Annotated in this window: 27 protein-coding genes; 15 read left to right on the top strand and 12 right to left on the bottom strand. The window is 63.3% G+C overall.

Features of this window, described 5'->3' with window-relative positions:
- Positions 1-256 precede the first annotated feature (256 nt).
- A complete protein-coding gene (locus tag ACFR99_RS00680; protein ID WP_390283299.1) occupies positions 257-874 on the top strand; it encodes a hypothetical protein in 618 nt (205 codons plus the stop codon).
- Between the two features lie 388 nt (positions 875-1,262).
- Here ACFR99_RS00680 and ACFR99_RS00685 read toward each other — a convergent pair whose 3' ends face one another.
- The 3 genes from ACFR99_RS00685 to ACFR99_RS00695 form a co-directional block, all read right to left on the bottom strand.
- A complete protein-coding gene (locus tag ACFR99_RS00685) occupies positions 1,263-1,631 on the bottom strand; it encodes a hypothetical protein (RefSeq protein ID WP_390283301.1) in 369 nt (122 codons plus the stop codon).
- 505 nt (positions 1,632-2,136) lie between these two features.
- The gene (locus ACFR99_RS00690) at positions 2,137-4,398 is read right to left on the bottom strand and encodes a CDC48 family AAA ATPase (RefSeq protein ID WP_390283303.1); all 2,262 of its coding nucleotides are present in this window, start codon (positions 4,396-4,398) and stop codon (positions 2,137-2,139) included.
- Complete coding sequence (locus ACFR99_RS00695; RefSeq protein ID WP_390283305.1) at positions 4,395-4,643, bottom strand: DUF7127 family protein; 249 nt, start codon at positions 4,641-4,643, stop codon at positions 4,395-4,397. Before ACFR99_RS00695 ends, ACFR99_RS00690 begins: the two co-directional genes overlap by 4 nt.
- A gap of 234 nt (positions 4,644-4,877) precedes the next feature.
- Between ACFR99_RS00695 and ACFR99_RS00700 the strand changes: the two genes are divergently transcribed.
- Positions 4,878-5,654 (top strand): alpha/beta fold hydrolase, encoded by a 777-nt coding sequence (locus ACFR99_RS00700; RefSeq protein WP_390283307.1) that lies wholly within the window; start codon positions 4,878-4,880, stop codon positions 5,652-5,654.
- 156 nt (positions 5,655-5,810) lie between these two features.
- Here ACFR99_RS00700 and ACFR99_RS00705 read toward each other — a convergent pair whose 3' ends face one another.
- Entirely contained in the window at positions 5,811-6,005 is a 195-nt protein-coding gene (locus tag ACFR99_RS00705; protein WP_390283309.1) for a DUF7511 domain-containing protein, read from the bottom strand.
- Positions 6,006-6,217: 212 nt separating this feature from the next.
- Entirely contained in the window at positions 6,218-7,030 is an 813-nt protein-coding gene (panB, locus tag ACFR99_RS00710; protein ID WP_390283311.1) for a 3-methyl-2-oxobutanoate hydroxymethyltransferase, read from the bottom strand.
- Between the two features lie 101 nt (positions 7,031-7,131).
- On the opposite strand from panB, the gene ACFR99_RS00715 reads away from it, so the two are divergent.
- Positions 7,132-7,365 carry a DUF5822 domain-containing protein gene (locus tag ACFR99_RS00715; protein WP_390283313.1) on the top strand — a complete coding sequence of 78 codons (234 nt, stop codon included), beginning with the start codon at positions 7,132-7,134 and terminating at the stop codon, positions 7,363-7,365.
- A gap of 110 nt (positions 7,366-7,475) precedes the next feature.
- Here the strand turns inward: ACFR99_RS00715 and ACFR99_RS00720 are convergent, their stop codons facing one another.
- Entirely contained in the window at positions 7,476-8,015 is a 540-nt protein-coding gene (locus ACFR99_RS00720; protein ID WP_390283315.1) for an HAD family hydrolase, read from the bottom strand.
- 293 nt (positions 8,016-8,308) lie between these two features.
- A complete protein-coding gene (locus ACFR99_RS00725) occupies positions 8,309-8,473 on the bottom strand; it encodes a hypothetical protein (protein ID WP_390283317.1) in 165 nt (54 codons plus the stop codon).
- On the opposite strand from ACFR99_RS00725, the gene ACFR99_RS00730 reads away from it, so the two are divergent.
- Positions 8,462-9,295, top strand: coding sequence for a hypothetical protein (locus ACFR99_RS00730; RefSeq protein WP_390283319.1), 834 nt, complete (start codon positions 8,462-8,464; stop codon positions 9,293-9,295). The genes ACFR99_RS00725 and ACFR99_RS00730 overlap by 12 nt on opposite strands.
- Here the strand turns inward: ACFR99_RS00730 and ACFR99_RS00735 are convergent.
- From ACFR99_RS00735 to ACFR99_RS00745, 3 genes are all read right to left on the bottom strand, one after another.
- Positions 9,292-10,215, bottom strand: coding sequence for a dihydrodipicolinate synthase family protein (locus ACFR99_RS00735; RefSeq protein ID WP_390284146.1), 924 nt, complete (start codon positions 10,213-10,215; stop codon positions 9,292-9,294). The two genes, ACFR99_RS00730 and ACFR99_RS00735, sit on opposite strands and share 4 nt — an antisense overlap.
- 134 nt (positions 10,216-10,349) lie before the next feature.
- Entirely contained in the window at positions 10,350-11,030 is a 681-nt protein-coding gene (locus ACFR99_RS00740; protein WP_390283321.1) for a helix-turn-helix domain-containing protein, read from the bottom strand.
- A gap of 198 nt (positions 11,031-11,228) precedes the next feature.
- Positions 11,229-12,494 (bottom strand): HAD family hydrolase, encoded by a 1,266-nt coding sequence (locus tag ACFR99_RS00745; protein WP_390283323.1) that lies wholly within the window; start codon positions 12,492-12,494, stop codon positions 11,229-11,231.
- A gap of 161 nt (positions 12,495-12,655) precedes the next feature.
- Here ACFR99_RS00745 and ACFR99_RS00750 point away from each other — a divergent pair, with 161 nt between their 5' ends.
- Both ACFR99_RS00750 and gfcR read left to right on the top strand, forming a co-directional pair.
- Positions 12,656-13,780: a glucose 1-dehydrogenase gene (locus ACFR99_RS00750; RefSeq protein ID WP_390283325.1), complete on the top strand. Its 1,125-nt coding sequence runs from the start codon at positions 12,656-12,658 to the stop codon at positions 13,778-13,780.
- Complete coding sequence (gene gfcR, locus ACFR99_RS00755; protein ID WP_390283327.1) at positions 13,777-14,430, top strand: transcriptional regulator GfcR; 654 nt, start codon at positions 13,777-13,779, stop codon at positions 14,428-14,430. Before ACFR99_RS00750 ends, gfcR begins: the two co-directional genes overlap by 4 nt.
- A gap of 89 nt (positions 14,431-14,519) precedes the next feature.
- Here gfcR and ACFR99_RS00760 read toward each other — a convergent pair whose 3' ends face one another.
- Positions 14,520-15,482 carry a transcription initiation factor IIB gene (locus ACFR99_RS00760; protein WP_006184711.1) on the bottom strand — a complete coding sequence of 321 codons (963 nt, stop codon included), beginning with the start codon at positions 15,480-15,482 and terminating at the stop codon, positions 14,520-14,522.
- A gap of 162 nt (positions 15,483-15,644) precedes the next feature.
- Between ACFR99_RS00760 and rnhA the strand changes: the two genes are divergently transcribed.
- From rnhA to ACFR99_RS00775, 3 genes are all read left to right on the top strand, one after another.
- On the top strand, positions 15,645-16,238 hold the full coding sequence (gene rnhA, locus ACFR99_RS00765; protein WP_390283329.1) for a ribonuclease HI: 594 nt from the start codon (positions 15,645-15,647) through the stop codon (positions 16,236-16,238).
- An 81-nt stretch (positions 16,239-16,319) separates the two neighbouring features.
- A complete protein-coding gene (locus ACFR99_RS00770; protein ID WP_390283331.1) occupies positions 16,320-18,485 on the top strand; it encodes a PAS domain S-box protein in 2,166 nt (721 codons plus the stop codon).
- Between the two features lie 222 nt (positions 18,486-18,707).
- On the top strand, positions 18,708-19,325 hold the full coding sequence (locus tag ACFR99_RS00775) for a DUF7108 family protein (RefSeq protein ID WP_390283333.1): 618 nt from the start codon (positions 18,708-18,710) through the stop codon (positions 19,323-19,325).
- On the opposite strand, the gene ACFR99_RS00780 is transcribed toward ACFR99_RS00775, so the two are convergent.
- Entirely contained in the window at positions 19,322-19,681 is a 360-nt protein-coding gene (locus ACFR99_RS00780; RefSeq protein ID WP_390283335.1) for a PadR family transcriptional regulator, read from the bottom strand. The two genes, ACFR99_RS00775 and ACFR99_RS00780, sit on opposite strands and share 4 nt — an antisense overlap.
- Before the next feature lie 206 nt (positions 19,682-19,887).
- Between ACFR99_RS00780 and ACFR99_RS00785 the strand changes: the two genes are divergently transcribed.
- The 6 genes from ACFR99_RS00785 to bluB all read left to right on the top strand — a co-directional run bounded on the left by ACFR99_RS00785 (position 19,888) and on the right by bluB (position 24,495).
- Positions 19,888-20,421: an inorganic diphosphatase gene (locus ACFR99_RS00785; RefSeq protein ID WP_390283337.1), complete on the top strand. Its 534-nt coding sequence runs from the start codon at positions 19,888-19,890 to the stop codon at positions 20,419-20,421.
- Positions 20,422-20,556: 135 nt separating this feature from the next.
- Positions 20,557-20,691: a hypothetical protein gene (locus tag ACFR99_RS00790; RefSeq protein WP_390283339.1), complete on the top strand. Its 135-nt coding sequence runs from the start codon at positions 20,557-20,559 to the stop codon at positions 20,689-20,691.
- 192 nt (positions 20,692-20,883) lie between these two features.
- The gene (locus tag ACFR99_RS00795; protein ID WP_390283341.1) at positions 20,884-22,227 is read left to right on the top strand and encodes an alkaline phosphatase family protein; all 1,344 of its coding nucleotides are present in this window, start codon (positions 20,884-20,886) and stop codon (positions 22,225-22,227) included.
- Between the two features lie 82 nt (positions 22,228-22,309).
- Positions 22,310-22,723, top strand: coding sequence for a DUF371 domain-containing protein (locus ACFR99_RS00800; protein ID WP_390283343.1), 414 nt, complete (start codon positions 22,310-22,312; stop codon positions 22,721-22,723).
- A gap of 73 nt (positions 22,724-22,796) precedes the next feature.
- A complete protein-coding gene (locus tag ACFR99_RS00805; RefSeq protein ID WP_390283345.1) occupies positions 22,797-23,609 on the top strand; it encodes an endonuclease III domain-containing protein in 813 nt (270 codons plus the stop codon).
- Between the two features lie 184 nt (positions 23,610-23,793).
- The gene (gene bluB, locus ACFR99_RS00810; RefSeq protein WP_390283347.1) at positions 23,794-24,495 is read left to right on the top strand and encodes a 5,6-dimethylbenzimidazole synthase; all 702 of its coding nucleotides are present in this window, start codon (positions 23,794-23,796) and stop codon (positions 24,493-24,495) included.
- The last annotated feature ends 191 nt before the right edge of the window (positions 24,496-24,686 follow it).

The raw sequence follows: 24,686 nt of genomic DNA on the forward strand, positions 1-24,686 counted from the left end.
AGATTCTGGCAGCCGTCTCGTCATCGCCCCACGTGAAACGAGGAGTCGACTCGAACGGATAGAACCGACTGAACACTTCAGACGATCCAGGAAGTATCGTGATCACCGTGTGAGTGCCCTTTTATGACACGCTGCAGGAATGTATCACTCGAGGCGATTGTTAACCGTTCTATCTGCTGGGAAGCTATAAACAGTCGTTCGTGAACAGGTTTCTCCTGTAACGCGCGAGCGACCGCGATGAATCCAGACCAACCCTATGACGCCCAATCCAGCCAATTCCACGACCAAAAACGATGATACGAGCGTCACCGACTCCCCTGTCAACCGCCGCAACCTGCTCGGCGCGCTCGGAGTAGCGACTGGTTTCTCCACGCTGACCGGAACTGCCACGGCGACCACCCAGAACGTCGATTGCGGTGCGGACGGACGGGTGCGAACGCGCGGCTGTAGTGACGAAAGCCTAACCGGAAAAGACTGGTCAAGTGGCGCGGTTACGATTCAAGCGTGTCCCAATGGGACAGGCGGAACAGCAACGCTGCGAGTCACCGGGCGACTCGGATACGACCGCTACGGCCAACCGCAACAGTCAGGCGGCACTGCCGGCGGACAATCTGCTCAAGGGGATCAGAGCCAGCGCATCGTTGTAACGCAGGGACAGGAAATGGACACTGAGGGCGGCACCGCAGAGCAGACACAGACCGTGATTATTGGGCAAGACCAGTCGATGTCTGGTGGCGGTGGTGGCAATCTTCCCGAAGTGGAGGTTACTCTACAACCCGGCGAGAAGCGCACACTCTGGTATACGGGGTCAATTGCAGGATTCTCCACGAGCAACACGACTCTCAATATCGGCATAGCGAACCGTCCTGATTGAGGCCGATCTTATCGAAATCTATTCATTTTGTGAGGGGTTGACAAACGCATCATCTCCGATTCGTTCACCGATCCTCCGCGCTAGGAACGTATCGGATGCATCGTACTCGTTCCCCATTGGTTGCTGTCGAAGTCGCTCGGCAACGTTGCGAGGTTTCGTCGGTTTTCGGTAGGATTGTGTACGGCACTCATAGCCACGTTCGCGGGCTACATCCACATATGAGCCGTCGAGAAGACGGTCCTGCGGCTCTGAACGGGACCTACCCGGTCTGGCGGATGGTTGTTCGTGCGACGGGTTTCATCGAGGAGTAGTCCACATACTGATCGACCGACCGATAGTGCCCCGTGGCGTCGTACACGTGACTCTCGTTGATCACGGCGACGTGTGCCTATGCGATCTCTGCTGTTGGTCGGAGGACGAGCAATTGAACGTCGGTGTCTCGGCGATGGAGGAGCCAACTTGCGATGAAATTTGCGAGGTCTGCACAGTCCCCCTCTTTGGTCCGCTGGACGGTTTCAACATCGGTGACGACATCGTACAGACCATATGCTGAGTCGGTTCGCTGGGTGAAGTGGCGGATGAAGTATCGGAGGTCGGGAGTGTGTTCTGTTTTCTTCGGTTGGACGAATCGTTCAGGGGCGGTGAGAAATCGAAGTGAGGAACGGTTTTTATAGCGGCGGATGTCGTCTGCGCGGGCGATGGTGCCGACAGCGAGGCCTCCCGCAAGACCCGTGAGATACTGGCGGCGCGTAGGCACGGGAAAGTGCAGCGCCCCCATCGATGTAGCTTTTCTTATTTCTCGAAGGGAGGACCGTCTGGACCGTGACGCATGGCCGGTCCGCATCCAGCGAAATTCGGGCCTGAGGACGCCCGGGTGTATACTGGGAACGATACGCTGACTGCGTCTGTGTGTCTACGATTGCGACGTCGGTCGCACGACTGGCGAGGCGGGTGCCTGTCGCGTCGACGATACTGCCTACGTCTGGTAGCTGGTACGTTGTCGACGCGATTGACGGTCAGTCAGCGTTCCAATTCACGTGGTCTGATACGGTCTGCTATCGCGGTATCCTGGGGTACCCGCGACGGGTCGCGGGTGCCCCGGTAATGACTGAGAGGAATCCGTATGAGTTGCTGAGAGCAAACTCGAGATCGTTTTGCACGACCAAACAGTTACGGCAGACCGTCTGCGGAGAAAGAGATCAGCCGAACGTGATCGCGAAAAAACGGACCCAAGTGAGTGTCGCGGGCCGCGACGATCGACCTTACTGGAAGGTCCGACCGAGCTGTTCGTCCTGGGTCGGTTCGGCCTGCTGGAACTCCTCTTCGAGCTCCTCGTACTGCTCGCGCGTCTCGGGGGTCACGCTCGGGTTGACCTCCTCGAGTGCGTGCTCGAAGTGCTCCTTGCTGATGCGGACGTTGCCAACGGTGTCGGCCATCTCGTCGGGGTCGACTGAGTTGATGAACTCGCGGCTGGCGGCCATCGAGGCCTCACGGCAGACTGCCTCGATGTCGGCACCGACGTAGCCGTCCGTCTCGCTCGCGAGCCACTCGAGGTCGACCGCGTCGGCCAGCGGCTTGCCGCGGGTGTGGACCTCGAAGATCTTCTTGCGGCCGTCCTCGTCGGGGACCGGCACGTGGACGTGGCGGTCGAGCCGACCCGGACGGAGCAGGGCGCTGTCGATCAGGTCCGGGCGGTTGGTCGTCGCGATCACGACGACGTCCTCGAGTTCCTCGAGCCCATCGAGCTCGGTCAGCAGCTGGGAGACGACGCGTTCGCCGACGCCGGAGTCACCCTGGCGCTGGCCGCGTTCGCCCGCGATCGAGTCGATCTCGTCGAAAAAGATCACGGTCGGTGCGTTCGACCGCGCCTTCTCGAAGACCTCGCGGACCCCTTTCTCGGACTCGCCGACGTATTTGTTGAGCAGTTCGGGGCCCTTGATCGAGATGAAGTTCGACTGGGCCTCGTTAGCGACCGCCTTCGCGAGCAGGGTCTTCCCGGTGCCCGGCGGGCCATACATGAGCACGCCCTTGGCGGCCTCCATGTCCATCTGCTCGAAGACTTCGGGGTAGTCGAGCGGCCACTGGATCGTCTCGCGCAGGCGCTCTTTGGTGTCTTCTAAGCCGCCGACGTCGTTCCACGTGACGTCGGGGACCTCGACGAAGACCTCGCGCATCGCGGAGGGCTGGATACCCTTGAGCGCCTCTTTGACGTCCGCCTCGTTGACCTCCAGCGACTCGAGGACGTCGGCGTCGATCTCCTCGCTCTCGAGGTCGAGTTCGGGCCGGATGCGCCGGAGCGCGTTCATCGCGCTCTCGCGGGCCAGACTCTCGAGGTCGGCCCCGACGAAGCCGTGGGTGTTCTCGGCGTAGTGCTCGAGATCGATGGACTCGTCGAGGGGCATCCCGCGAGTGTGGACCTGCAGGATCTCCTTGCGGCCTTCCTTGTCCGGGACGCCGATCTCGATCTCGCGGTCGAAACGACCGCCACGCCGCAGTGCGGGGTCGAGCGCGTCGACGCGGTTGGTCGCGCCGATGACGGTGACCCGGCCCCGTTCCTCGAGGCCGTCCATCAGCGAGAGGAGTTGGGCGACCACGCGCCGTTCGACGTCGCCACCGGCCTCCTCGCGCTTGGCGGCGATCGAGTCGAGTTCGTCGATGAAGATGATCGCGGGAGCGTTCTCCTCGGCCTCCTCGAAGACCTCGCGGAGTTGCTCCTCGCTTTCACCGTAGTACTTCGACATGATCTCCGGCCCGGAGATCGTCTCGAAGTGGGCGTCGATCTCGTTGGCGACGGCTTTCGCCATCAGCGTCTTCCCGGTGCCCGGTGGGCCGTGTAGGAGGACGCCTTTCGGCGGTTCGATACCGAGTTGCTGGAACAGCTCGGGGTGGCGCATCGGCAGCTCGATCATCTCGCGGACCTGATCGAGTTCGTCGTCGAGCCCACCGATGTCCTCGTAGGTGACGTTTGGAACGCCCTCGGCCGACGGGCCGCCGCCGGCGCTGACCTGTTCGGCCGGCGTCTCGGAGATCTCGATGCTCGTCGAGTCCGTAATGACGACGGTGCCCGACGGCGAGGTGCTCGCGATCTTCAGTGGGACCGACTGACCGGAGCTGGCCATCGGCCCGAACGACAGCGAGAACGGTACCGTCTGGCCCTCAGTGACGGCCTGGCCGCTTAGCTTGTCACGGACGAGCGGGCCGATGTCCCCCCGAATACGGAGGTTCTGCGGGAGCGCGACGGTAACCGATTTGGCGGGTTTGACGTCGGCGGGCTCGACGCTGACGGTGTCGTCGATCCCGACGTCGGCTTCCTGTCGGAGGCGACCGTCGATCCGGACGATCCCGCGTCCCTCGTCTTCGGGGTAGCCGGGCCAGACGCGCGCGACAGCCTGCCCGTCACCGTTGCCCGAGATGACGATGTAGTCGCCGTTCTCGAGGTCGAGTTCGTTCATCGAGACGCGGTCGATCGCGGCCAGTCCGCGACCGGCATCCTTCTGCTTGAGTGGCTTGACGGTGAGTTTCATCGTTCGTCCTCCAGTTCGACAGTGAGCACGCCGTTTTTCATAAACGTGTGCGCGTCTTCGACGCTGGCGGGAAGATCGATCTCGTACTGGTCGTCAGCGACGACGATGATGACGGTATCGTCGACGACATCGACCGAGGCGTCAGTCGCCTCGGTGCCGAAGTCGACGGCCATGACCGTCGTATCGTCGTACTCGTACCGACGGGCTAACTGCCCCTCTTCACGGGTGAATTGGTCGAGAGTCATGCTTCAACTAACCCAAGGTAAGCACCAGGAATATATAAATGCTTCGCCGCCAATCGCAAGACGGGAGCGAATCACTCCGAGAGAACTCTGTTTGTGGTTCACAGCGAGGCATAGCGATTTCCGGTCGACTCGAGCTATCTACTGATTACCCAGGCCCAGATAAATCGTCGCTGCTGGCGGTCGCCGGTGTGTGGTGGCTCGAGCCTTTATATCCGTTCCGCTCGTTCATCATGTATGGAAACGGTATCACACAACGATCGGGAGACGGCATACGAGGTCGTCGACCGGGGCGGTGACGGACCGCCGATCTGCTTCGTCCACGGAAGCGGGGGAACACGCGACGTCTGGAACGGCCAGCACGCACTCGCCGATCGCTATCCGATCGTTACGCTCGATTTGAGCGGCCACGGTGACTCGGACGATGTCGACGCGAGTGCCGGCTACACCGCACTGTCGGCGTATACCGATGACGTGCTGGCCGTCGTCGACGACACTGATGCGGCGGTCCTCGTCGGGAACTCGCTTGGCGGCGCTGTCGTGTTACAGATCTTGCTCGAGCGCGACTTCGATCCTGCAGCGGCCGTCCTGGCAGGGACGGGGGCTCGCCTCGGCGTTCTCGAGGATCTGTTGCGGTGGCTCGAGTCCGACTTCGAGCGAGCGGTCGAGTTCCTGCACGGGCCGGATCGGCTCCTTCACGATCCCGACCCGAAACTGCGCGAGCGCTCGATGGCGCAGATGTACGACACTGGGCAGGGGGTCACACAGCGGGACTTCCTTACGAGCCACGAGTTCGACGTTCGTGATCGCCTCGGGGAGATCGACACCCCCTCGCTCGCAGTGTACGGTGAGTACGACCAGTTGACGCCACCGTGGTTCCACGAGTATCTCGCTGACGAGATCGACGAATGCGAGCTGGCCGAACTCGACGACGCGGCACATCTGGCGATGGTCGAACAGCCGGCGGCGTTCAACGAAGCTATCGACGAGTTTCTCACGGCGACCGTCGAGTAGGGCGGTCGGACAGCACACGGGAGAGCGGTGTGTCACATGCGTCGGGACTACCCGTCGACTTGTAGCCCGCGCTGTGATACTCCTGTCAGTCGGTGCTGGCGGGCCCGCGACCTGCCTTGCGGATGCTCGGGATATCGGAACAGCAAACCGTATGAGTTACCGCCGGTCCTCGAGGGAGACGAACGAATCGGCAGTCGCGGTGATCCATTGCGTCGCGGCCGCGTTTTCGTCGGCGTGCTGTGGGAACATCGTACACGCCGCCACGTCGTCCTGTTCGACGGTAATGTGCTGAAGCCGCGACGCGTGTTCGGTGGTCGATTCGGGCGTAACTCCCATCGGTGAATCGTGCATGGGTGCGATCCTCGCGTTGTGGCTGCACCTCCACCGTCCGAATATATAAACACTGGCCCTATATCGACACTACACCTATATGCTATATTACCACATATTATTGGTTATGCGAGAGCAATCCGACCGTGTGGTACTGGCGACCGATTCACGGCTGGCCTGCCGTCAGGAGACCCCGCGCAGTCGGGCAGGCTCGCGGACGACGATCGGCACTCTCAGTAGAGATCTTCGAGATCGGCTTCCTCGTGGCTGTGTTCCTCGGCGGGGAACGCACCGTCTTCGACGGCCGAGACGTAGTCGTCGACGGCCGACTCCATCTCCGCGCGGACGTTGCCGAACTGTTTCGAGAACGAGGGCGACCACTCGCTCAGACCGACGACATCGTCGATGACGAGTACCTGTCCGTCACAGTCCGGCCCGGCACCGATCCCGATCGTCGGGATATCCAGCGCCGTCGTCACGTCCGCTGCGAGATTCGCGGGGACGTGTTCGAGTACGAGCGAGAACGCCCCGGCGTCCGCGTGAGCTTCAGCCAGCTCGAGGATCCGTTCGGCGGCTTCTTGTTCGGTTCCCTGCCGTGGATAGCCGCCGTACTGGTTGACGTGCTGGGGAGTCAGTCCGAGGTGTGCCATCACCGGAATCCCGAGCTGGACCAGTTTCTCGGTCAGTTCGACGGTGTGAGGTCCACACTCGAGTTTGACCGCGTGGGCGTCAGCTTCCTTGAGCATCCGCCCGGCGTGCTCGATGCTGTCCGACTCGTCGACCCCGATCGAGAGGAAGGGCATGTCGGCGACGACGAGGGCGTCGTCTGTCGCGCGCGCGACCGCGGCGGTGTGACGAATCATATCGTCGACGGTCACTGGCAGCGTCGTCTCGTATCCCAGACTCGTGTTCCCGAGACTGTCACCGACGAGGATGATATCGGTGCCGGCCGCGTCGACGATCGCCGCCGTCGGCGCGTCGTAGGCCGTCAACATCGTGATCGGCTCTTCGCCTGCCTTCTCTCGTATATCCCGCACGGTAGGCATACACACAGGTTGGTCGCGCGTGATTAAACGTCGTTGTTCTTCTCGCGCCACCTGCGGCCACACCCGCGGCGCTTAAGAGGGCCGGGTTGCCATACTCGAGCGTGCCTGAACGTGTCGAAACGACCACACCCGACGGCGTCGACTACGGCTGGGTCATGCAGATGACCTTCGTCATCACGATCCTGATCGGCGCGCCGATCGTCGCCATACTGTCGACGGCCGCGACCCTGCCGACGTGGACCGACCGCGCGGAGTTCGCGATCCGCGTCGGTGCGCCCGTCTGGCTGGTCACGTCGCTCATCGTGTTCGCCTACGCGAAACGAAAACAGACGTAGTCGATCCGCGTCCATGATCCGCTGGTCTCATCCGAGCGCCTGTCAGTCCGTTCCGGCGCACCCGCGACTCGCCGTGCGGGGTGCCCCGGTACCAGTGACAACGGACTGCATCACACGCCAGATGGACCCTCGCCGACGTATTCGAAGTCGACACCCGCTCGTTCTGCGGTCCGCTGGTCTCGTGCTGAGTCTCCGATAAACAGCGCCTGCTCTGGATCAGCGTCGAGTTCACGGACGGTCGCGAGCAACGGTTCCGGGTCCGGTTTCCACGTCCCAACCGTGTCGCGGCCGACGACGGCATCGACCGCCGGGGCGAGGGCATGTTCCTCGAGCGCGATCCGACAGGCCCGCTCGCAGTTGAGCGAACAGACGCCCGCCGGCAGCGACCGCTCGAGAAGGTCGTCCGCGTGGGCGAGTCGATTCGATGTCCGCGCCCCGTCGTGCTCGTGGGCTGCGATGGCGGACTCCACGTCCGATGCCAACCCGACGTCACCGGCAGCCTCGAGCATTCCCCAGAGCCCGTCGCCCGGCGGCTCGACGTCTGCACGGTGATAGATCTCGCGAACGTCGACGGCGACGGCGTCCCAGTCGACGTCGAGCTCGACGAGCGTTCCATCCAGATCGTAGACGACGGCGTCGTATCCGGTCACGAGTGCTAGTACGCCTGCGAGAACGTGACGGTTTCGGACCCGGTTCCGAGGTGGCGGATGAGTTCGCCGACCGCTCACGGTTCGGACGGCGAGCGAACACGCCTCGATTCGGGAGATAGCGAGGCAGTTCTTCACGGCAGCCGGAGAACTGATTACTATCACAACACTTTTCGATTTTCAATAATGTGGTGCGATCGATGAAGAACTGTTCGTCACGACGATAATTTATTCGAACTGGCGGGGCTGGACTGACGACGCTCGGAACGATCGGCCTGTGCGGGTGTACGAGCAACCTACCGCTGCTCGGCGATGACGAGGACGAACCGGACCCGTCGATCGAAGCGTGGCTTGCCGATCCGGAGCCGTCGGATCTCGTCCGCGACGCCTACGAGATTCGTGACCGTGAGTTCCGCGAACGGCGATTTCGGTATCAGGAGCCGGCGATCGTGTTCGAACACGACGACCGGCTCTCCTACGAGGACCTCTGGGGACGACTGGTGCGGGACGCGTTCGACGTGCCAGCGATGGACCTCGACTGGCAACTCGTCCAGCACGTCGACTGGTGGCTCGACGTCTACAATCCCGAGGCGGGCGCGGACGTCGAGGAAACGCTCCGTCCCGAGGTCCACGTCCTCGCGGGATCGTTCGACCCCGACGCGGTCGAAGCCCACCTCGAGGACGACTCGAACGGCGACGTGGCTGTCACGGGGACGGCACGCGGGTTCGATCTGTACGAACTCGGAAGCTTCAGGTTTGCCGTTCGGGACGATTACCTGGTGCGAACGGTCGGCGACGTCTGGATCGACCCCGAGAAGATGCTCGAGTACGTCCTCGAGGCCCGCTGGGCACGAGACGGCGAGGGCGGGACCGACGGCGGTCGTCGGTGGGGCAACGACGAACACGCGGCGCCCCTCCTCGCCGAGCGCGGATCGGGCCAGTTCGCGAACGGAACCGTCTTGCCGCCGCGAGATCCAGTCCGGGAACCGGCGTACGACTGGGAGTGGCAGACCGGGCTGGTCGGAACGACGCGATCGCTCACGGTCGACGGTGCAACGACCGAGGTCACCGACGCATTCTGCTACGAGTCGGCTGCCGCCGCCGATCTCGAGGCGCTGCAGGGGTTCGTCGAAACGAATCGTGACGTCGCCGACGACGCGTTTCCCACGCTCGATACGTACACGGTCGAGCGATCGGACGACGCCGAGACCGTCCTCGTGCTCACGGGAACGGCGCGAACGAGCGCGATCACCCGTTCTCGCGGCCCGGTACCGGACGCTTAGTGCCCGTCGAGGTCGACGTCGAGTTCCGCGAGCCGGTCCTTGAGTTCTGCGGTGTGGGCCTCGTCTTTCAGCCGCAGCGGGCTGCGCAACGGGCCGGCGTCGAAGCCACGGAGCCGTAGGGCCGTCTTGACGCCGGACATGTACGCGCCGCCGGCCTTGAACGCATCTCGAATCTGGAAGAGTGTGCTCTGGAGCTCGCGTGCGCGGTCCTCGTCGCCCGCATCGTAGGCCTCGTAGCAGTCGACGACGAGTTCCGGGAAGGCGTTCGCGATGGCACTGACTGCGCCCGAACAGCCCACCTCGAGCCCGGTGAAGACCAGCGAGTCAGAACCCGCAAGGAAGGTCAGGTCGGGATTGGCGTCGATCGCCTGGGCGAGCCACGGCACGTTCTTGCTCGAGTCTTTGACCCCTGCGACGGTATCGAGCTCTGCGAGGGCGGACAGTGTCTCGAGCGAGAGTTCGTTGCCGGTCTTGCTCGGAATGTGGTAGATGTAGACCGGGACGGAGACGGCCTCGGCGACGCGGCGGTAGTGTTCGATGGCTCCCTCGTAGTCCAGCGGGTAGTAGTACGGCGTGACGACGACGATCCCGTCCGCGCCGACGGACTCGGCGTGCTCGGCGTGGGCGACGGTTCGGTAGGTACTCGGTGCGCCGACGCCGGCGATGACCGGTACTTCGTCGCCGACTTCGTCGACGACGGCCTCGACGACCCGGTCGCGTTCCTCGCCCGAGAGTAGCGGAAACTCGCCGTTGGTCCCCAGGGGGAAGACGCCGTGAGCGCCGCGGTCGACGACGAACCTGGCGTGGGCGGCCGTCCCCTCGTAGTCGACGGACTCGTCGTTTTCGAACGCGGTGACGGTCGGCGGCACGACGCCGTGAAGCGATAATGGATCGGCAGCGCCGGGATCGTGATGCGACATATCGCCTTCTCCGTCGAGCATGGCCAAAAAACGCCCGCCGACTATCGTACTCGCCGTCGTACGGACTCCTGTCAGTCGGTTCCGGCGCACCCGCGACCCGTCCTGCCACCGGGACAGCGGGACAGCAGACCGTCTCAGTCCGGCGTTGCGACCTCGCCTGCCGACTCGTCGACCTGTTCGCCCGCGAGGACGCGGTTCGCCCGTCGCAGCCGCTCGGAGAGCGCCTGATGGGAGATGTCGAGCTCGTTCGCGAGTTCCTCGAGCGAGATCTCGCGTGGCACGTCGTAGTAGCCCTGGCGATAGGCCTCGGCGATCGCCTCCTGTTGAGGTTCGGTCAGCGCCGCCGTCGTCTCGAACTGCTCGTCTTGCCCGGCTTCGACCATGCGTCTGACGTCGATACTGACGCCGTGGTCTTCGATCGCTGTGACGGCTGCTGCCAGCTCCTCACGATGGGGAAAGAGCAGCCGGAGCGTCCAGCGCTCGTCGCGGACGTGTGCGTCGAGGACCGTTCCGTCGTGGCTGTAGACACACCGACAGACTGACTCGGCGGTCTCGGCGTACTCGAGCCGATAGAACAGGTTGCCCTCGGCGGTGCGCTCGAGCAACTGTCGATATTCGGCGACGGTCGGGTCCGACTCGAGGGCTGGCTCGAGTTCGTCGGGGTCGACGTTCGAGAACCAGACGAGCGGTGCAGTCCGCGTCGGCCCCTCCGCGACGACGCTTTCGACGCGAACCTCGAGGGTCGGCCGTTGCTCGACTGTCTGTGCGAGTGCGAACTCGGCCACTGAAAGTGAGAGTTCTGCGATCGTCGTCATCAGTAATGCACCTCGTGGTGTCGAAGCCGGTCGCGAACGACGCTCCTGTCGTGGTCGCGCTGGGAATATACAGGACTCGAATCGGATTGATGGGCGGGCCTTTGTGTGCCGGCTGTTTAAAACAGCGCGTCACGGCTCGTGACGGTCTGGAGACCGTTGTAGAACGGGGATGCCGGCGGTTGCGACCTGGGGTGTTGCTTAGCTGAGCCGGGCCAGCCGGTTGAGCGCGTACACCGTCCGGAGCACGTCGACGCTTTTCCCACGATCGAAGACGAGTTCGTCCGTCTCGAGGACGTGTTCCAGGGTGTCCTGGGAGGCGTGTTCGGGGGCAGCCGCGATGCCGGCGTCGTTTTCGGCAACCCATTCCATGACGCGGAGGTCGCTCTTGGAGTCGCCCATCACGAGCGCGAACGGGTCGTCGACCCCGAGGACGTCCAGCGCGCGCTCGACGCCGACCACCTTATTCAGCTCGAGACTGCCGATTTCGGCCGCGTCGGCCTCGTAGTAGGCGACGTCGATCCGCTCTAGGACCGCCGTGAGTGCGTCGGGCACCGCATCGGCGTCGAGGTCGGGGTAAGAACCCTCGCTCTCGAGGACCGCCCTGAGCTCGGGATCCTGTGCGGCGTAGAAGGCGCGAGTCCAGTCGGTGATCGTCTCGTCGTCGAGCGCCGACTCGCCGTTGCCGTTCTCGAGTGTGTCCCCGACGGCGTCGGCCAGCAGATCGATGAGATAGACCAGCGCCTCGTCGATGATCTCGCGGGCGTCCGCCGAGCCGGTCTCGTAGTTGGGCTTCATCGTGACGTTGAACTCGTTGCCCTGCAGGTGACAGCCGCGTCGGAGTTCCTCCGGTGCCTCCGGGAGCACGCGTGAGCGCACGTCGTCGAAGACGGTTCGGATCTCCTCCTCTAGATCCTCGTAGAGCAACTGTTTCGTATCCGCGCCGTGGCCCGGCGTGAACACACCCGTCCCCGCCTCGTAGACGATCGAGAGGTTCCCCGAGTGGACGATCTCGCTGCCCAGCCCCTGGATCGCGAAGCCCTTGACGTTCTCTAGGGTCTGGCCCGTACAGATGACGATCGGGACGCCGGCGTCGTAGAACTCGGTCAGCAGGTGCAGCGTCTCGCGGGGGATCTCGTTGTCGGTCCCGCCCGCAGAACGCAGCGTCTCGTCGACGTCGAGGACGAGGACGTTGACCGCCCGGCCGTACTTCGCCTCGAGGTCAAGCGCAGTGAAGGCCTGGTCGCGGGTCGCCCGTGCGGCGATCTCCGCGAACGTCTCGCCGGCCGCGAACGACGACCGGATCTCGTCTTTGCGTTCCTCGAGTTCCTCGGTTGCCCCCTGCCAGTGCTCGAGGGCGACCCGGGAGTCGACGGCCGGGAAGACGTCGACGAACTCCTGGAACTCTCGTAGCGTCTTCGTGTCGTACTCGTCGTAGAGCTGGTAGACGAGATCGTACCGTTCCATGTGAGCTACAGGCATTGGCAGCCGGATAATCGTTTCCGCTGGCGGTCGGTTCGGGACGCTAGGTCGGCGTTCAAGCGCATCTGACTGTCATAACTGTTCATATGAATCGATTAACTCGGAGAGGAATAAATATTTACCTTCACGGTTCCTACCGGATAGGTATGAAAGCCATCGCAGTCCAGCCCGGAGCGGGCGTCCCAGACGTCGTCGAGCGGCCCGTTCCAGAACCAGCTCCCGGCGAGGCGCTCGTGCGGATCCTCCGCGTGGGCGTCGATGGAACCGATTACGAGGTCATCGAAGGGAGCCACGGCGGACCCCCCAGCGGCGACGACCGGCTCGTCCTCGGCCACGAGGCTGTCGGTGTCGTCGACGACCCAAACGAAACCGGACTCGAGGCGGGCCAGCACGTCGTTCCGACGGTCCGCCGGCCGCCGCCGGGGACCGAGACCAACGAGTACTTCGAGCGCGGCGAGCCCGACATGGCTCCCGAGGGTGCATACGTCGAACGCGGGATCGTCGGCGCACACGGGTTCATGGCCGAGTATATCACGAGTCCGGCCGAGTACCTCGTCCCGATTCCTGCCGACCTCGCCGAGTGGGGTTTTCTCGTCGAGCCGCTCAGTATCACCGAGAAGGCTGTCGAACACGCCCGTGCGACCCGGTCGGCGTTCGACTGGCAACCCGACTCAGCACTCGTTCTCGGCACTGGCTCGCTGGGGCTGTTGACCGCCGCGATGTTCACGGCTACGGACGACTTCGAGCGCGTCTACTGTCTCGGCCGGAAAGATCGGCCACATCCGGTGATCGACGTCATCGAGCGACTCGGCGCGACCTACATCGACTCCCGGGAGACGCCAGTCGCCGAGATCCCAGCCGCCTACGAGCCGATGGATCTCGTCTACGAGGCCACCGGCTACGCCAAACATGCCTTCGAGTCCATCGACGCGCTCGCACCCAACGGCGTCGCTGCTCTCCTCGGCGTCCCGGGCGACTGGGCGTTCGAGGTCGACGGTGGCCACCTCCACCGCGAGCTCGTCCTTTCGAACAAGGCCGTCGTGGGCAGCGTCAACTCCAATCGCGCCCACTTCGAGGCGGCTATCGATACCCTCGAGGACCTTCCCGACTGGCTGCTCGAGGCGATCGTGACCGGGATCTATGGCCTCGAGGCGGTCGACCGGGCGTTCCCCAAGGCAGCTGCGCGTGTTCCGGCCGCCGGCGACGGGTCGGCAGCGATCCCCGATGACGATACGACTATAAAAACGGCGGTCGAATTCACAGCTATATGAAAAACGTCGACGACCTCATCGAGAGCGCGGCCGAGCTCGCATCTCGGGGGCTCTCCAAGGGCGAAATCGCTGACGAGCTGAACGTCTCGCGGGAGACCGCGAGCTGGCTCGTCGAGCGCAGCGGCACGACACCCCAGCAAACCGAGGAACCAACCCAGCCGCCGGCCAACGGCGTGAGCGGCCCACAGGACATCCACGTCGATTGGTCGGCGATCGGCCGGGACAGCAAGCGAATGAACCACATCGCCTCGGCGATGGCCGACATGCTCGCCAAACACGGCGAAGACGTCGATCTGACCATCGGCATCGAAAAAGCCGGCGGTCCCATCGCGACGCTGGTCGCGCGTGAACTCGAGACCGATCTCGGGACCTACACGCCGGCGAAACACCAGTGGGAGGAAGGCGACATCGAGGAACTCGGCGGCACCTTCAGCCGGAATTTTGCCGGTATCCGTGACCGCGAGTGTTACATCGTCGACGACATCGTCACCAGCGGGACCACCATGCGCGAGACCATCGAGGCCATCCGCGCCGAAGGCGGGAAACCGCTCGCGTGCGTCGTCCTCGCCGACAAACAGGGCGTCGAGGAACTCGAGGGCGTCCCCGTCTACTCACTGTTGCAGGTCATCAGCGTCGGAAAAGACGACTAGTCAACCAGGTTCGGCAATCGGCTACTGCGACGGTGCGGTCGCTACGATTGGCGTTGTGCGATAAAATCGGGAGTGAAAACGACGCTCGGCTAGCCGTGAATGCCCATCGCTTCGATCTGTTCCTGATACCGATTCCGGATCGTCACCTCGGTCACCTGTGCGACGTCGGCGACCTCGCGCTGGGTCTTCTTCTCGTTGCAGAGAAGGGAGGCAGCGTAGATCGCAGCCGCAGCGTACCCCGTTGGTGACTTGCCCGACAGCAGCCCTTCCTCGGCTGTCTTCTCGATGATCTCGTTGGCCTTGGTCTGGACCTCTTCGGACAGTTCGAGTTCAGAACAGAAGCGCGGGACGTATTTTTTCGGGTCGACGGGACGCATCTCGAGGCCGAGTTCCTGCGAGATGTATCGATACGTGCGACCGATCTCTTTGCGTTCGACGCGGGAGACTTCCGAGATTTCCTCGAGGCTTCGCGGGATCCCTTCCTTGCGACAGGCGGCATAGAGCGCCGACGTCGCGACGCCTTCGATCGAGCGCCCGCGGATGAGGTCTTCTTTGAGCGCGCGTCGATAGATGACCGACGCGACCTCACGGACCGAGCGTGGGACCCCCAGCGCGGAGGCCATCCGGTCGATCTCACTGAGCGCGAACTGGAGATTGCGCTCGCCGGCGTCTTTGGTTCGAATCCGTTCCTGCCACTTTCGCAGCCGGTGCATCTGACTGCGCTTTTTCGAAGAAATCGAGCGACCGTAGGCGTCCTTGTCTTTCCAGTCGATGGTCGTCGTCAGCCCCTTGTCGTGCATCGTCTGGGTCGTCGGCGCGCCGACGCGGGACTTTTCCTGCCGTTCCTGGTGATTGAACGCCCGCCACTCCGGGCCGGGGTCGATCTGTTCCTCCTCCACGACGAGCCCACAGTCTTCGCAGATGAGCTCTCCCCGGTCGGAGTCCTTGACGAGATTGTCCGATTCACACTCGGGGCAGGCACGTACCCCTTCCTGATCCTCGGTCTCGTCCGTCTCGCGCGTTCGCTCCCGCTGGCGGGTGGACCGTGTCATCGCACTTTTATAGTAGTATCACCACGATATATAAACGTTTGGTAAGCGTTTTGCCGACCTGACCAGTACTGCCCGAAAACGGCACGTACGAGCGTTCAAACCCGAGGTTTACGATTCGGAACCGGAAAACCTTTATCCGATTCCGGTCGATGCCGGACACGAATGCCGGTTATCGAATGCGATGTCGAGACGGCTCGCGAGCGACTCGAGGATGCGGACGTGACGATCGAATCCGGGAACACGGACCACGAGCGCTGGCGGGCCAGCCGTGGTGGGGCGACAGCCGTCGCTTACGACGACAAGATCGTGATCCAGGGTTCGGACCCGCGCGACCTCGAGGCCCTGTTGCGCGAGGACGGCGGCCGCGCCCACGTCTACTTCGACGGCGGCTCTCGCGGGAACCCCGGCCCGGCCGCGATCGGCTGGGTGATCGTCACGGGCGATGGCATCGTCGCCGAGGACGGCGAGACCATCGGGACGGCGACGAACAACCAAGCCGAGTACGAGGCTCTGATCGCGGGACTCGAGGCTGCCCGCGACTACGGCTACGACGAGGTGCACGTCCGCGGCGACTCCGAACTGATCGTCAAACAGGTCCGAGGCGAGTACGACACCAACAACCCCGAACTCCGCGAGAAACGCGTAACCGTCCACGAACTGCTGTCCGGGTTCGACGAGTGGACCCTCGAGTACGTCCCCCGGGAAGTCAACGAGCGCGCGGACGGCCTCGTCAACGAGGCGCTGGATCAGGCCTAGAACCTCGATTGCCCGTTCGGCGGCTATTTATCAGTCGTCCTGAAAGTAAGGACCCAGTATCGATTTAAGCGTCACGCGCGTATGGCACTGCGCACCACGATGGGCGACGGACATGATTCGATTCGGGTTCTCCACGTCGACGACGATTCGAACAGTACCGAGTTGACCGGGACGTTCCTCGAGCGCGCGGACGACCGCTTCGACGTCGAAACGGCTGTGAACGTCAGCGAAGGGCTGACATACCTCGCCGAGAACGACGTAGACTGTATCGTCTCCGCCTACGAGATGCCCGGCCGGGACGGCATCGAATTCCTCGAGGCCGTCCGGAACGAGGACTCGGATCTCCCGTTCATCCTTTACACGGCAACGGGATCCGAAGCGGTCGCCAGCGACGCGATCTCCGCTGGCGTCACCGACTATCTCCAGAAGGAGAGCGGGACCGGACAGTACACCGTCCTCGTGAACCGAATCGAAAACGCCGTCGAGGCCTATCGCTCACAGCAGTTGCTAAGCGAGCGCACGCGCGGACTCGAGACGCTGATACGCAACTTTCCGGGGATGATCTACCGGTGTCGGAACGAATCGGACTGGCCGATGGAGACCGTCGAAGGCGAGGTCGAATCGCTGACCGGCTATGCTGCCCGCACGCTGGAGCAACGTGAGGTAAACTGGGGCGCGGAGGTGGTACATCCTGACGACCGAGAGGAGACGTGGGAGGCCGTACAGGAATCGTTGGCGAGGGATGATACCTTCGAAGTGACGTATCGGATCGTGACGGCTGACAGAACCACGAAGTGGGTGTGGGAACGCGGGCGCGGTCTCTACGCGGGCGACGGGCGGCCCGAGGCACTGGAAGGGGTCATCACGGACATCACCGACCGCAAACGGCGCGAAACACGACTCGAGCAGACCACGGCCCGGCTCGAGGCGCTGTTCGAAAACTCGCCGGATATGATCAACATCCACGATACGGACGGCACTATCATCGATCCGAACCCTCGCCTGTGCGAGCAGACGGGCTACGACGAGTCCGAACTGACCGAGATGAACGTCTGGGACCTCGATCAGGAGGTCGACCCCGAGAAAGCGCGAATGATCTGGGACGCGATGGAACCGGGCGACCGCCATCGAGTGGATGGTGAATACCAGCGGAAGGACGGGTCGACGTTCCCGGTCGAAATCCATCTACGACGGCTCGATCTCGAGGCGAACAACTGGTTCGTCGCCATCAGCCGGGACATCACGGAGCGCACGGCGCGCGAACGCGAGCTCCAGCGGGCCCGCGAGGAGTACGAAGCGCTGATCAATGGGATGAACGATACCGCGTGGGTCATCGACACCGACGAGACGATCCTCGCCGTGAACGACGCCGCCGTGGAGACGATGGGGTACTCACGGGAAGAACTCCGCTCGATGACGCCACACGAGTTCGACGTCGGTCTCGAGGCGGCCGAAATCACAACGCGCATTACGGATATGCCGACGGACGAAATACAGGTCTTCGAAACCGTCCACGAGACCAGCGACGGCGAGCGGATCCCCGTCGAAATCAGTTCCAGTCTGATTCCGTACCGCGGAGACACGGCCGTCTTGAGCATCGCACGGGATATCACCGGCCGGAAGAAGCGAGAGAAGCGCCTGGAGCGATTCGCGTCCATCGCCAGTCACGACCTTCGGAACCCGCTCAACGTCGCTCAGGGTCGACTCGAGCTGGCTCGCGAGGAGTGTGACAGCGAGCACCTCGATCACGTTGGTCGCGCCCACGAGCGGATGACCGTCCTGATCGAGGACCTCCTGACGCTCGCACGCGACGGCGATGGAATCGGCGAACTGGAACCGGTCGATCTCGAAGCGGTGGCCGAGACCTGTTGGCGACACGTCGCCACGGCTGACGCAACCGTGCGTATCGAGACCGATCGAACGATTCGAGCCGACCGAAGCCGCCTGGCGCAGCTGTTCGAGAACCTGTTTCGCAATGCGATCGAACACGGTGGCGACGACGTGTCGGTCAGCGTCGGGGGCCGTCCGGACGGGTTCTACGTCGCGGACGACGGACCGGGAGTACCCGAGGCAGAACGGGAAGACGTGTTCCGCGACGGCTACTCGACGGCGACAGCGGGGACCGGCTACGGTCTCTCGATCGTCGAACAGGTCGCCGATGCACACGGCTGGACGGTCCACCTGACCGACGGGGAGCACGGTGGCGCACGATTCGACATCGTCGGACCCGAACCCACTGACGATTGATACTGCCGGACAGAACGACGTGAAGCCGGTCGCACGTATGCGGCCGTCCCCATAGGTGACGGCCGTGAATTCGCGATCGGCTTCGTATTGACTGCTGTCCAGTAGTATTCGCGAGCCGTTTCGTGTGTTGAACGGCACAGTCGAACGCGACGCGGAAACGCCGAGCCCGGCACGTCGGAACGGATCGGCAAGCGGAAAACGGCCGTGTGCGTAGACGCTCCTATGACCGAGCCGAACGCGATCGACGCCGGTGAGGATGATGATACGAGCGAAAGCGACGACGCTGAGCTCCCCCGCGATGTCGTCGACGAAGTCGAGCGACTGACTCGTCTCGAGCGCACCGCGGTCGACGACAACGAGGCAACGGCTTACGAGCAGCGGCGCGACGACCTCCTCGACGAACACGACTTCACGTCCCGGATCCGCGACGACGAGGGTGACGACGTCCTCGTTCTCCATCCCGAGGAGTGGCACGAGGACGGCGTCATCCGGACCGACCGCATCGAGGACATCGACCGCGCGGTCGAGATCCCCCTCGAGGGTACGGGCGATCCGGACGACTGGGACGACGTCGAGGCGCACAACCGCGACCTGGTCGCGACGGTGCGGGAGGCCCACGGCGAGGTCCACGGCGATAACGCGGCGACTCTGGCCGATTTCGCGGGCAATCACTACGCGAAGCCGATCGAGTCACTGACGGGCGACGAACTCGGCGAGTTTCGGACGGAGTACTTCGTCAGGAACGCCTGGCCGTCAGAAAAACAACAGAAGATGATCGACGAATCGATCGAGCTGGTCTTCGAAGCTGCCGGAGAGCGGGTCCCGGAGCGCAGATTCTAGTAGCTCTCGTCGACGATCTCGCGGATCTCGTCGGCGCGGTCGTCGCCCGTGACGACCTTCGAGAGCGTCCACTGGATGCCGTCGAGGACGGCGTCGTAGCCGTCGTCGGTCAGCGAGTACTGGTTGGTTCGCTTGTCGAGTTCGCTCTTCTCGACCAGCCCCAGCTCGACGAGCTCGTCGAGGTTGGGGTAGAGACGTCCGTGGTTTACTTCCGTCCCATAGTAGTCCTCGAGTTCGCGTTTGATCGCGAGGCCGTACATCGGCTCTTTCGCGAGGATGACGAGGATGTTGTTCTGGAACGCCGTGAGTTCGCGTGCAATACTCTGTTCGCCGGTGATTGATTGTGCCTCTGACATACTTGTGCAATTGTCACCAGACTATTTAAGACTTGTCAACTATCCCTTCGTATCAGCCGGTCGGACACCCGGCGACCGACCGGTACGAGGCCGGAAACGGGTGTAACGGGCCTTCGCGGTGTCTGTCGGGTATCTGGCAACCGTCACTCGAATACTGACAGTCGATTACGAAAGTACTTTTTGATCGACTGCGGATGTTCCGGTACATGGTCAACCTCTGGGAAGACCTCGAGACTGGACCGAACGCACCCGAAGAGATCTACGCTGTCGTCGAGTGTCTCAAAGGCGAGCGAAACAAATACGAGTACGACAAGGACGTGCCGGGCGTCGTCCTCGACCGTGTGCTCCACAGCAACGTCCACTACCCGAGCGACTATGGCTTCATCCCGCAGTCCTATTACGACGACGAGGACCCCTTCGACGTCCTCGTTCTCGTCGAGGATCAGACGTTCCCCGGCTGTGTCATCGAGGCCCGTCCCGTCGCGCTGATGAAGATGGACGACGACGGCGAACAGGACGACAAGGTCATCGCCGTCCCGAGTGAGGACCCACGCTACGACCACATCGAGGACCTCGAAGACATCCCACAGCAGCAACTCGACGAGATCGACGAGTTCTTCGAGACCTACAAGAACCTAGAAGAGGGCAAAGAAGTCGAGACGCAGGGCTGGGAGGACAAGCAGGCCGCCTACGACGCGATCGAGCACGCCCAGGACCTCTACGAAGAGAACTTCCAGTAACGACCGCGAAAGCGGCGTTTCTCGTTTCTGTCGTCGTCTCCACCGGTCGATTCCCCAGAGTTATCTCCGGCCGGTCTCCGGATGCGTTATGAGCATGGGTAATTTTATGGCCACTCCTGCCGTAGTCAGTCCTGTATGGCAGCATCTAACCCCGCCCCACGATCGGGATCGTCGGCCGACGACGCAGCCGAGTCCGCCGTCGGCATGGCCCACCTCACGGTCGTCCCGACCAACTTCGAGCCCGCGGACTCGAGCGACTGCGACGAGTAACCCCGTGAGCGGGTTCGAAGCTGACTCACGGGCCGGTCACGGTGCCCGTCGTCCGCTATTGCCCCCACTGATCGAGCAGTCCTCCCGTCGGCAGTCGGCGACGACTGTCCAACCGGCAGTTGCTGTCGCAGGTATTTGCAAAACACTGTCCGGAAACGAACCTTCTTGTATCCGGTCGAACTACGTCCGTCCATGGGTCTGTTCGACCGATTACGGGGCGACGGCGACCCCCGGGTCGCGTTTATCGGGGTCGACGGCGTGCCGTATAGTCTCCTATCAGAGAACGAGGAACTGTTTCCCAACTTTGCGGCGATCGCCGAGGACGGAACGGCTGGCGAGATCTCGAGTATCGTGCCGCCGGAATCCAGCGCCTGCTGGCCGTCGCTGACGACCGGAAAGAACCCCGGCGAGACCGGTGTCTACGGCTTCCAGGACCGGGAAGTCGGCACCTACGATACCTACGTCCCGATGGGGCGCGACGTCCAGGCCGACCGTGTCTGGGACCAGGTCCAGGAGGCCGGCCGCAAGGCGACAGTCCTGAACGTCCCCGTCACCTTCCCACCCCAGCGCGACGTCCAGCGGATGGTCTCGGGCTTCCTCTCACCCGGCCTCGAGAAGGCCGCCTACCCCGACGACGTTCGTGACTACCTCGAGACGCTCGACTACCGGATCGACGTCAACCCGAAACTCGGCCACCACGACGACAAAGCCGAGTTCATCGAGGACGCCCACGCGACGGTCGACGCCCGCTTCGAGGCGTTCAAACACTACATCGAGGAAGACGACTGGGACCTCTTTTTCGGCGTCTTCATGACGACCGACCGGGTCAACCACTTCCTCTTTAAGGACTACGAGCGCGACGGCGAGTACAAGGACGACTTCATCGAGTTCTACCAGAAGGTCGACGACTACATCGGCCGGCTGCGTGAGGCGCTGCCCGACGACGTCACCATGATCGTCGCCTCCGACCACGGTTTCACCAGTCTCGACTACGAGGTCCACTTCAACGAGTGGCTCCGCGAGGAGGGCTGGCTCTCCTTCCAGACTGACGAGCCCGAGGAACTGGGCGACATCTCGACCGATACGAAAGCCTACTCGTTCATCCCCGGTCGCTTCTACATCAACCTCGAGGGACGAGAGCCCCGCGGCTCCGTTCCCGAATCCGAGTACGACGAGGTCCGCGACCAGCTCAAAGCCGACCTCGAGGCCCTCGAAGGACCCGACGGCAACGAAGTCGTCGACCGCGTCGTCGAGAAGGAAGCGGCCTTCCGTGGCGACCACGACGACATCGCACCCGATCTGGTCGCGATTCCGAACAAGGGCTTCGATCTGAAGTCCGGGTTCAAAGCCGACTCCGAGATCTTCACCACGGGACCGCGCAACGGGATGCACAGCTTCGATAATACGTCGCTGTATATCGACGATCCTGAGGCGGCGATCGAGGACGCTGACCTCTTCGATATCACGCCGACGATCCTCGACTTGCTGGAGATCGACTACAGCCGCGGCGACTTCGACGGCGCGAGTCTCGTCTGAGCGACTCGCAGACTGCGTTCCCATTCCGCGCGAGCCGAGCGCGATCCGATTCCGTTTTCCGCCCGGCACCGAACTCCGTCGCATGGACGAGGTCATCCACGCTCGCGGCCACGAGCACGTCAGTGCCGAACACGCGAGTACCTTCGAAGTGACGACCGACGACTATCTCACGCCCGCAGGCGACTGTATTCTCGCGATCGAAGCCGATCGCGCCCCGGCTGATTTCGATCCCGAGTTCGTCGCGGCCTGTCGGGATTCGGATGCGACGATCACAGTCACCGTCGAGGCCGACGGCTACACGGAGTCGGTCTCCGGACGGGGACACCCCGACCTCGAACTGACGAACGAACGAAGCGCGGTCGGCCGGACGAGCGACTACGTCGACGACCGGACGATCATGGTGGGCGCCGAGTTCGCGGCTGAGGGGTTCGACCGCAACCTTGTCGCGGCGCTGGCCGATGGTGCCGAGGCGACGGTGACGATCACCGTCGAGTGACCGGGTTGGCAGCGCTCGCTCGAGACCCACCGGTTCCGTCGCCGTTTTGTCCTGTCCGCCCCACCGTTTGGGTATGAGCGACGATCCGGAGCCAGCCGTCAACATCAGTGGCGGCGCGGCGGGCGGCGGTGCGGCCGCCGAGTTCGATCCCGCGACGGCCGACACTCACGCAGAGGCGGTCGTCGACCGACTGGGCGAGCTATACTGGCAGAAGACCTACGGCGGCCAGGACGCCTTCACCTGTCTCGTCCGGACGATCCTGAGCCAGAACACCAGCGACAAGGCGAGCCAGCCGGCTCACGATGCACTGCTCGAGCGGTACGATGGCGATGACGTCGACCTCGCCGAATCGCTCGCCAGCGCCGAGCAGTCGACGCTCGCCGAGACTATCAGTTCGGCGGGGCTCTACAATCAGAAGTCCGAGACCATCATCGACACCGCCGAGTGGGTGCTCGAGGCGTTCGGTTCCGCCCCCGCGTTCGACGCCTTCGTCAAGGACGAGGACCCGGCAACGGTCCGTGACACCCTCCTCGAGGTTCGGGGCGTCGGTCCGAAGACTGCCGACTGCGTCCTGCTCTTTGCCGGTGGCCGTGGCGGCGTCTTTCCCGTCGATACCCACGTCCACCGGATCTACCGGCGGCTGGGGATCGCGCCACCGGACGCCGATCACGAAACGGTTCGCGAGGTTCTCGAGCGCGACGTGCCTGCGGCCAAGTGTGGCTTCGGCCACACGGCGACGATTCAGTTCGGCCGCGAGTACTGCACCGCGCGGAAACCAGCCTGTCTGGACGATCCTGAGGCATGCCCGGTGGCCGACAGCTGCGACCAAGTCGGCGTTTATCCTGCGACGGGCGAGGTCGTCGATCCGGCCGACGCCCCCGAGTAAGACATCTCGGAAAACCGACTCACAAGGAGCGCACCCGACCCGAGCGCTCGAGTGGTCTCCTGACTGCTGCCGGACAGTCTGACTGCTCATCGGGGGTAGCGTGTCTTCTAGCCAGTCCCGCTCGAGCCATCTCGTCGGCGGCCAGTCATCGGATTTATACAATATTGGTTTCAGTTGTGAAACAATGGTTGCATTCACGGACGCGGAACGGGATGCGGTGTACAAGACGATCTACGCCCGGCGCGACATCCGCCGGTTTCGTGACGACCCGATTCCTGACGAGATCCTCGAGCGACTGCTACAGGCCGCCCACCACGCGCCGAGCGTCGGCTTCTCACAGCCGTGGGACCTCGTGGTCATCAGCGACGAGGAGACCAAAACCGAGATCGCGTCGATCGCAGAGCGCGCTATCGCGGCCGCCCGCGAGGGCTACGAGGAACCACGCCGAAGCGAGTTCGCGGCGCTGAAACTCGAGGGAATTCGCGAGTCACCGATCAACATCTGCGTGACCTGTGATCCGACTCGTGGCGCGCCACACGTGCTGGGTCGCAGTTCGATGAAGCGCACCGATGTCTACTCGACGTGTCTCGCGGTCCAGAACCTCTGGCTGGCCGCGCGCGCCGAAGGCGTCGGCGTCGGCTGGGTGAGCGTCCTCTACCCCTACGAGGTACAGGAAGTCCTCGACATTCCGCCCCACGTCAAGCCGGTCGCGTACCTCTGTCTGGGGTATCCGGAAGACGGCTTCCCCGAGGAACCGGTCCTTCAGCAAGAAGGGTGGCGCGACCGACTCGATATGGAGACGCTCGTCCACGAAGAACGCTGGGAGGGTGACGGAACGACGATGGCCGATCAGGAGGAAACCGTGTCGTCGGTCGACTCTTCATAACTATGTGGCAGTCGTCACACATCTGAGTAGACCGTCTGTCATCGCAGTTTCAGATACCCGAGCGCTGGCGGCTGTTCCAGTGACCGATCAACCACCATGGCCGTCTCGAGCGCTCGCCTCGAGTAGGAGGCGAGCGCTCGAGTCACGGGGGAGGGCAGGTGGAGGCCTGGTGGACATTGAAAGGGCGAGCG

This window comes from Haloarchaeobius amylolyticus, assembly GCF_042678045.1.
In the GTDB taxonomy this organism is placed as follows: domain Archaea; phylum Halobacteriota; class Halobacteria; order Halobacteriales; family Natrialbaceae; genus Natrinema; species Natrinema amylolyticus_A.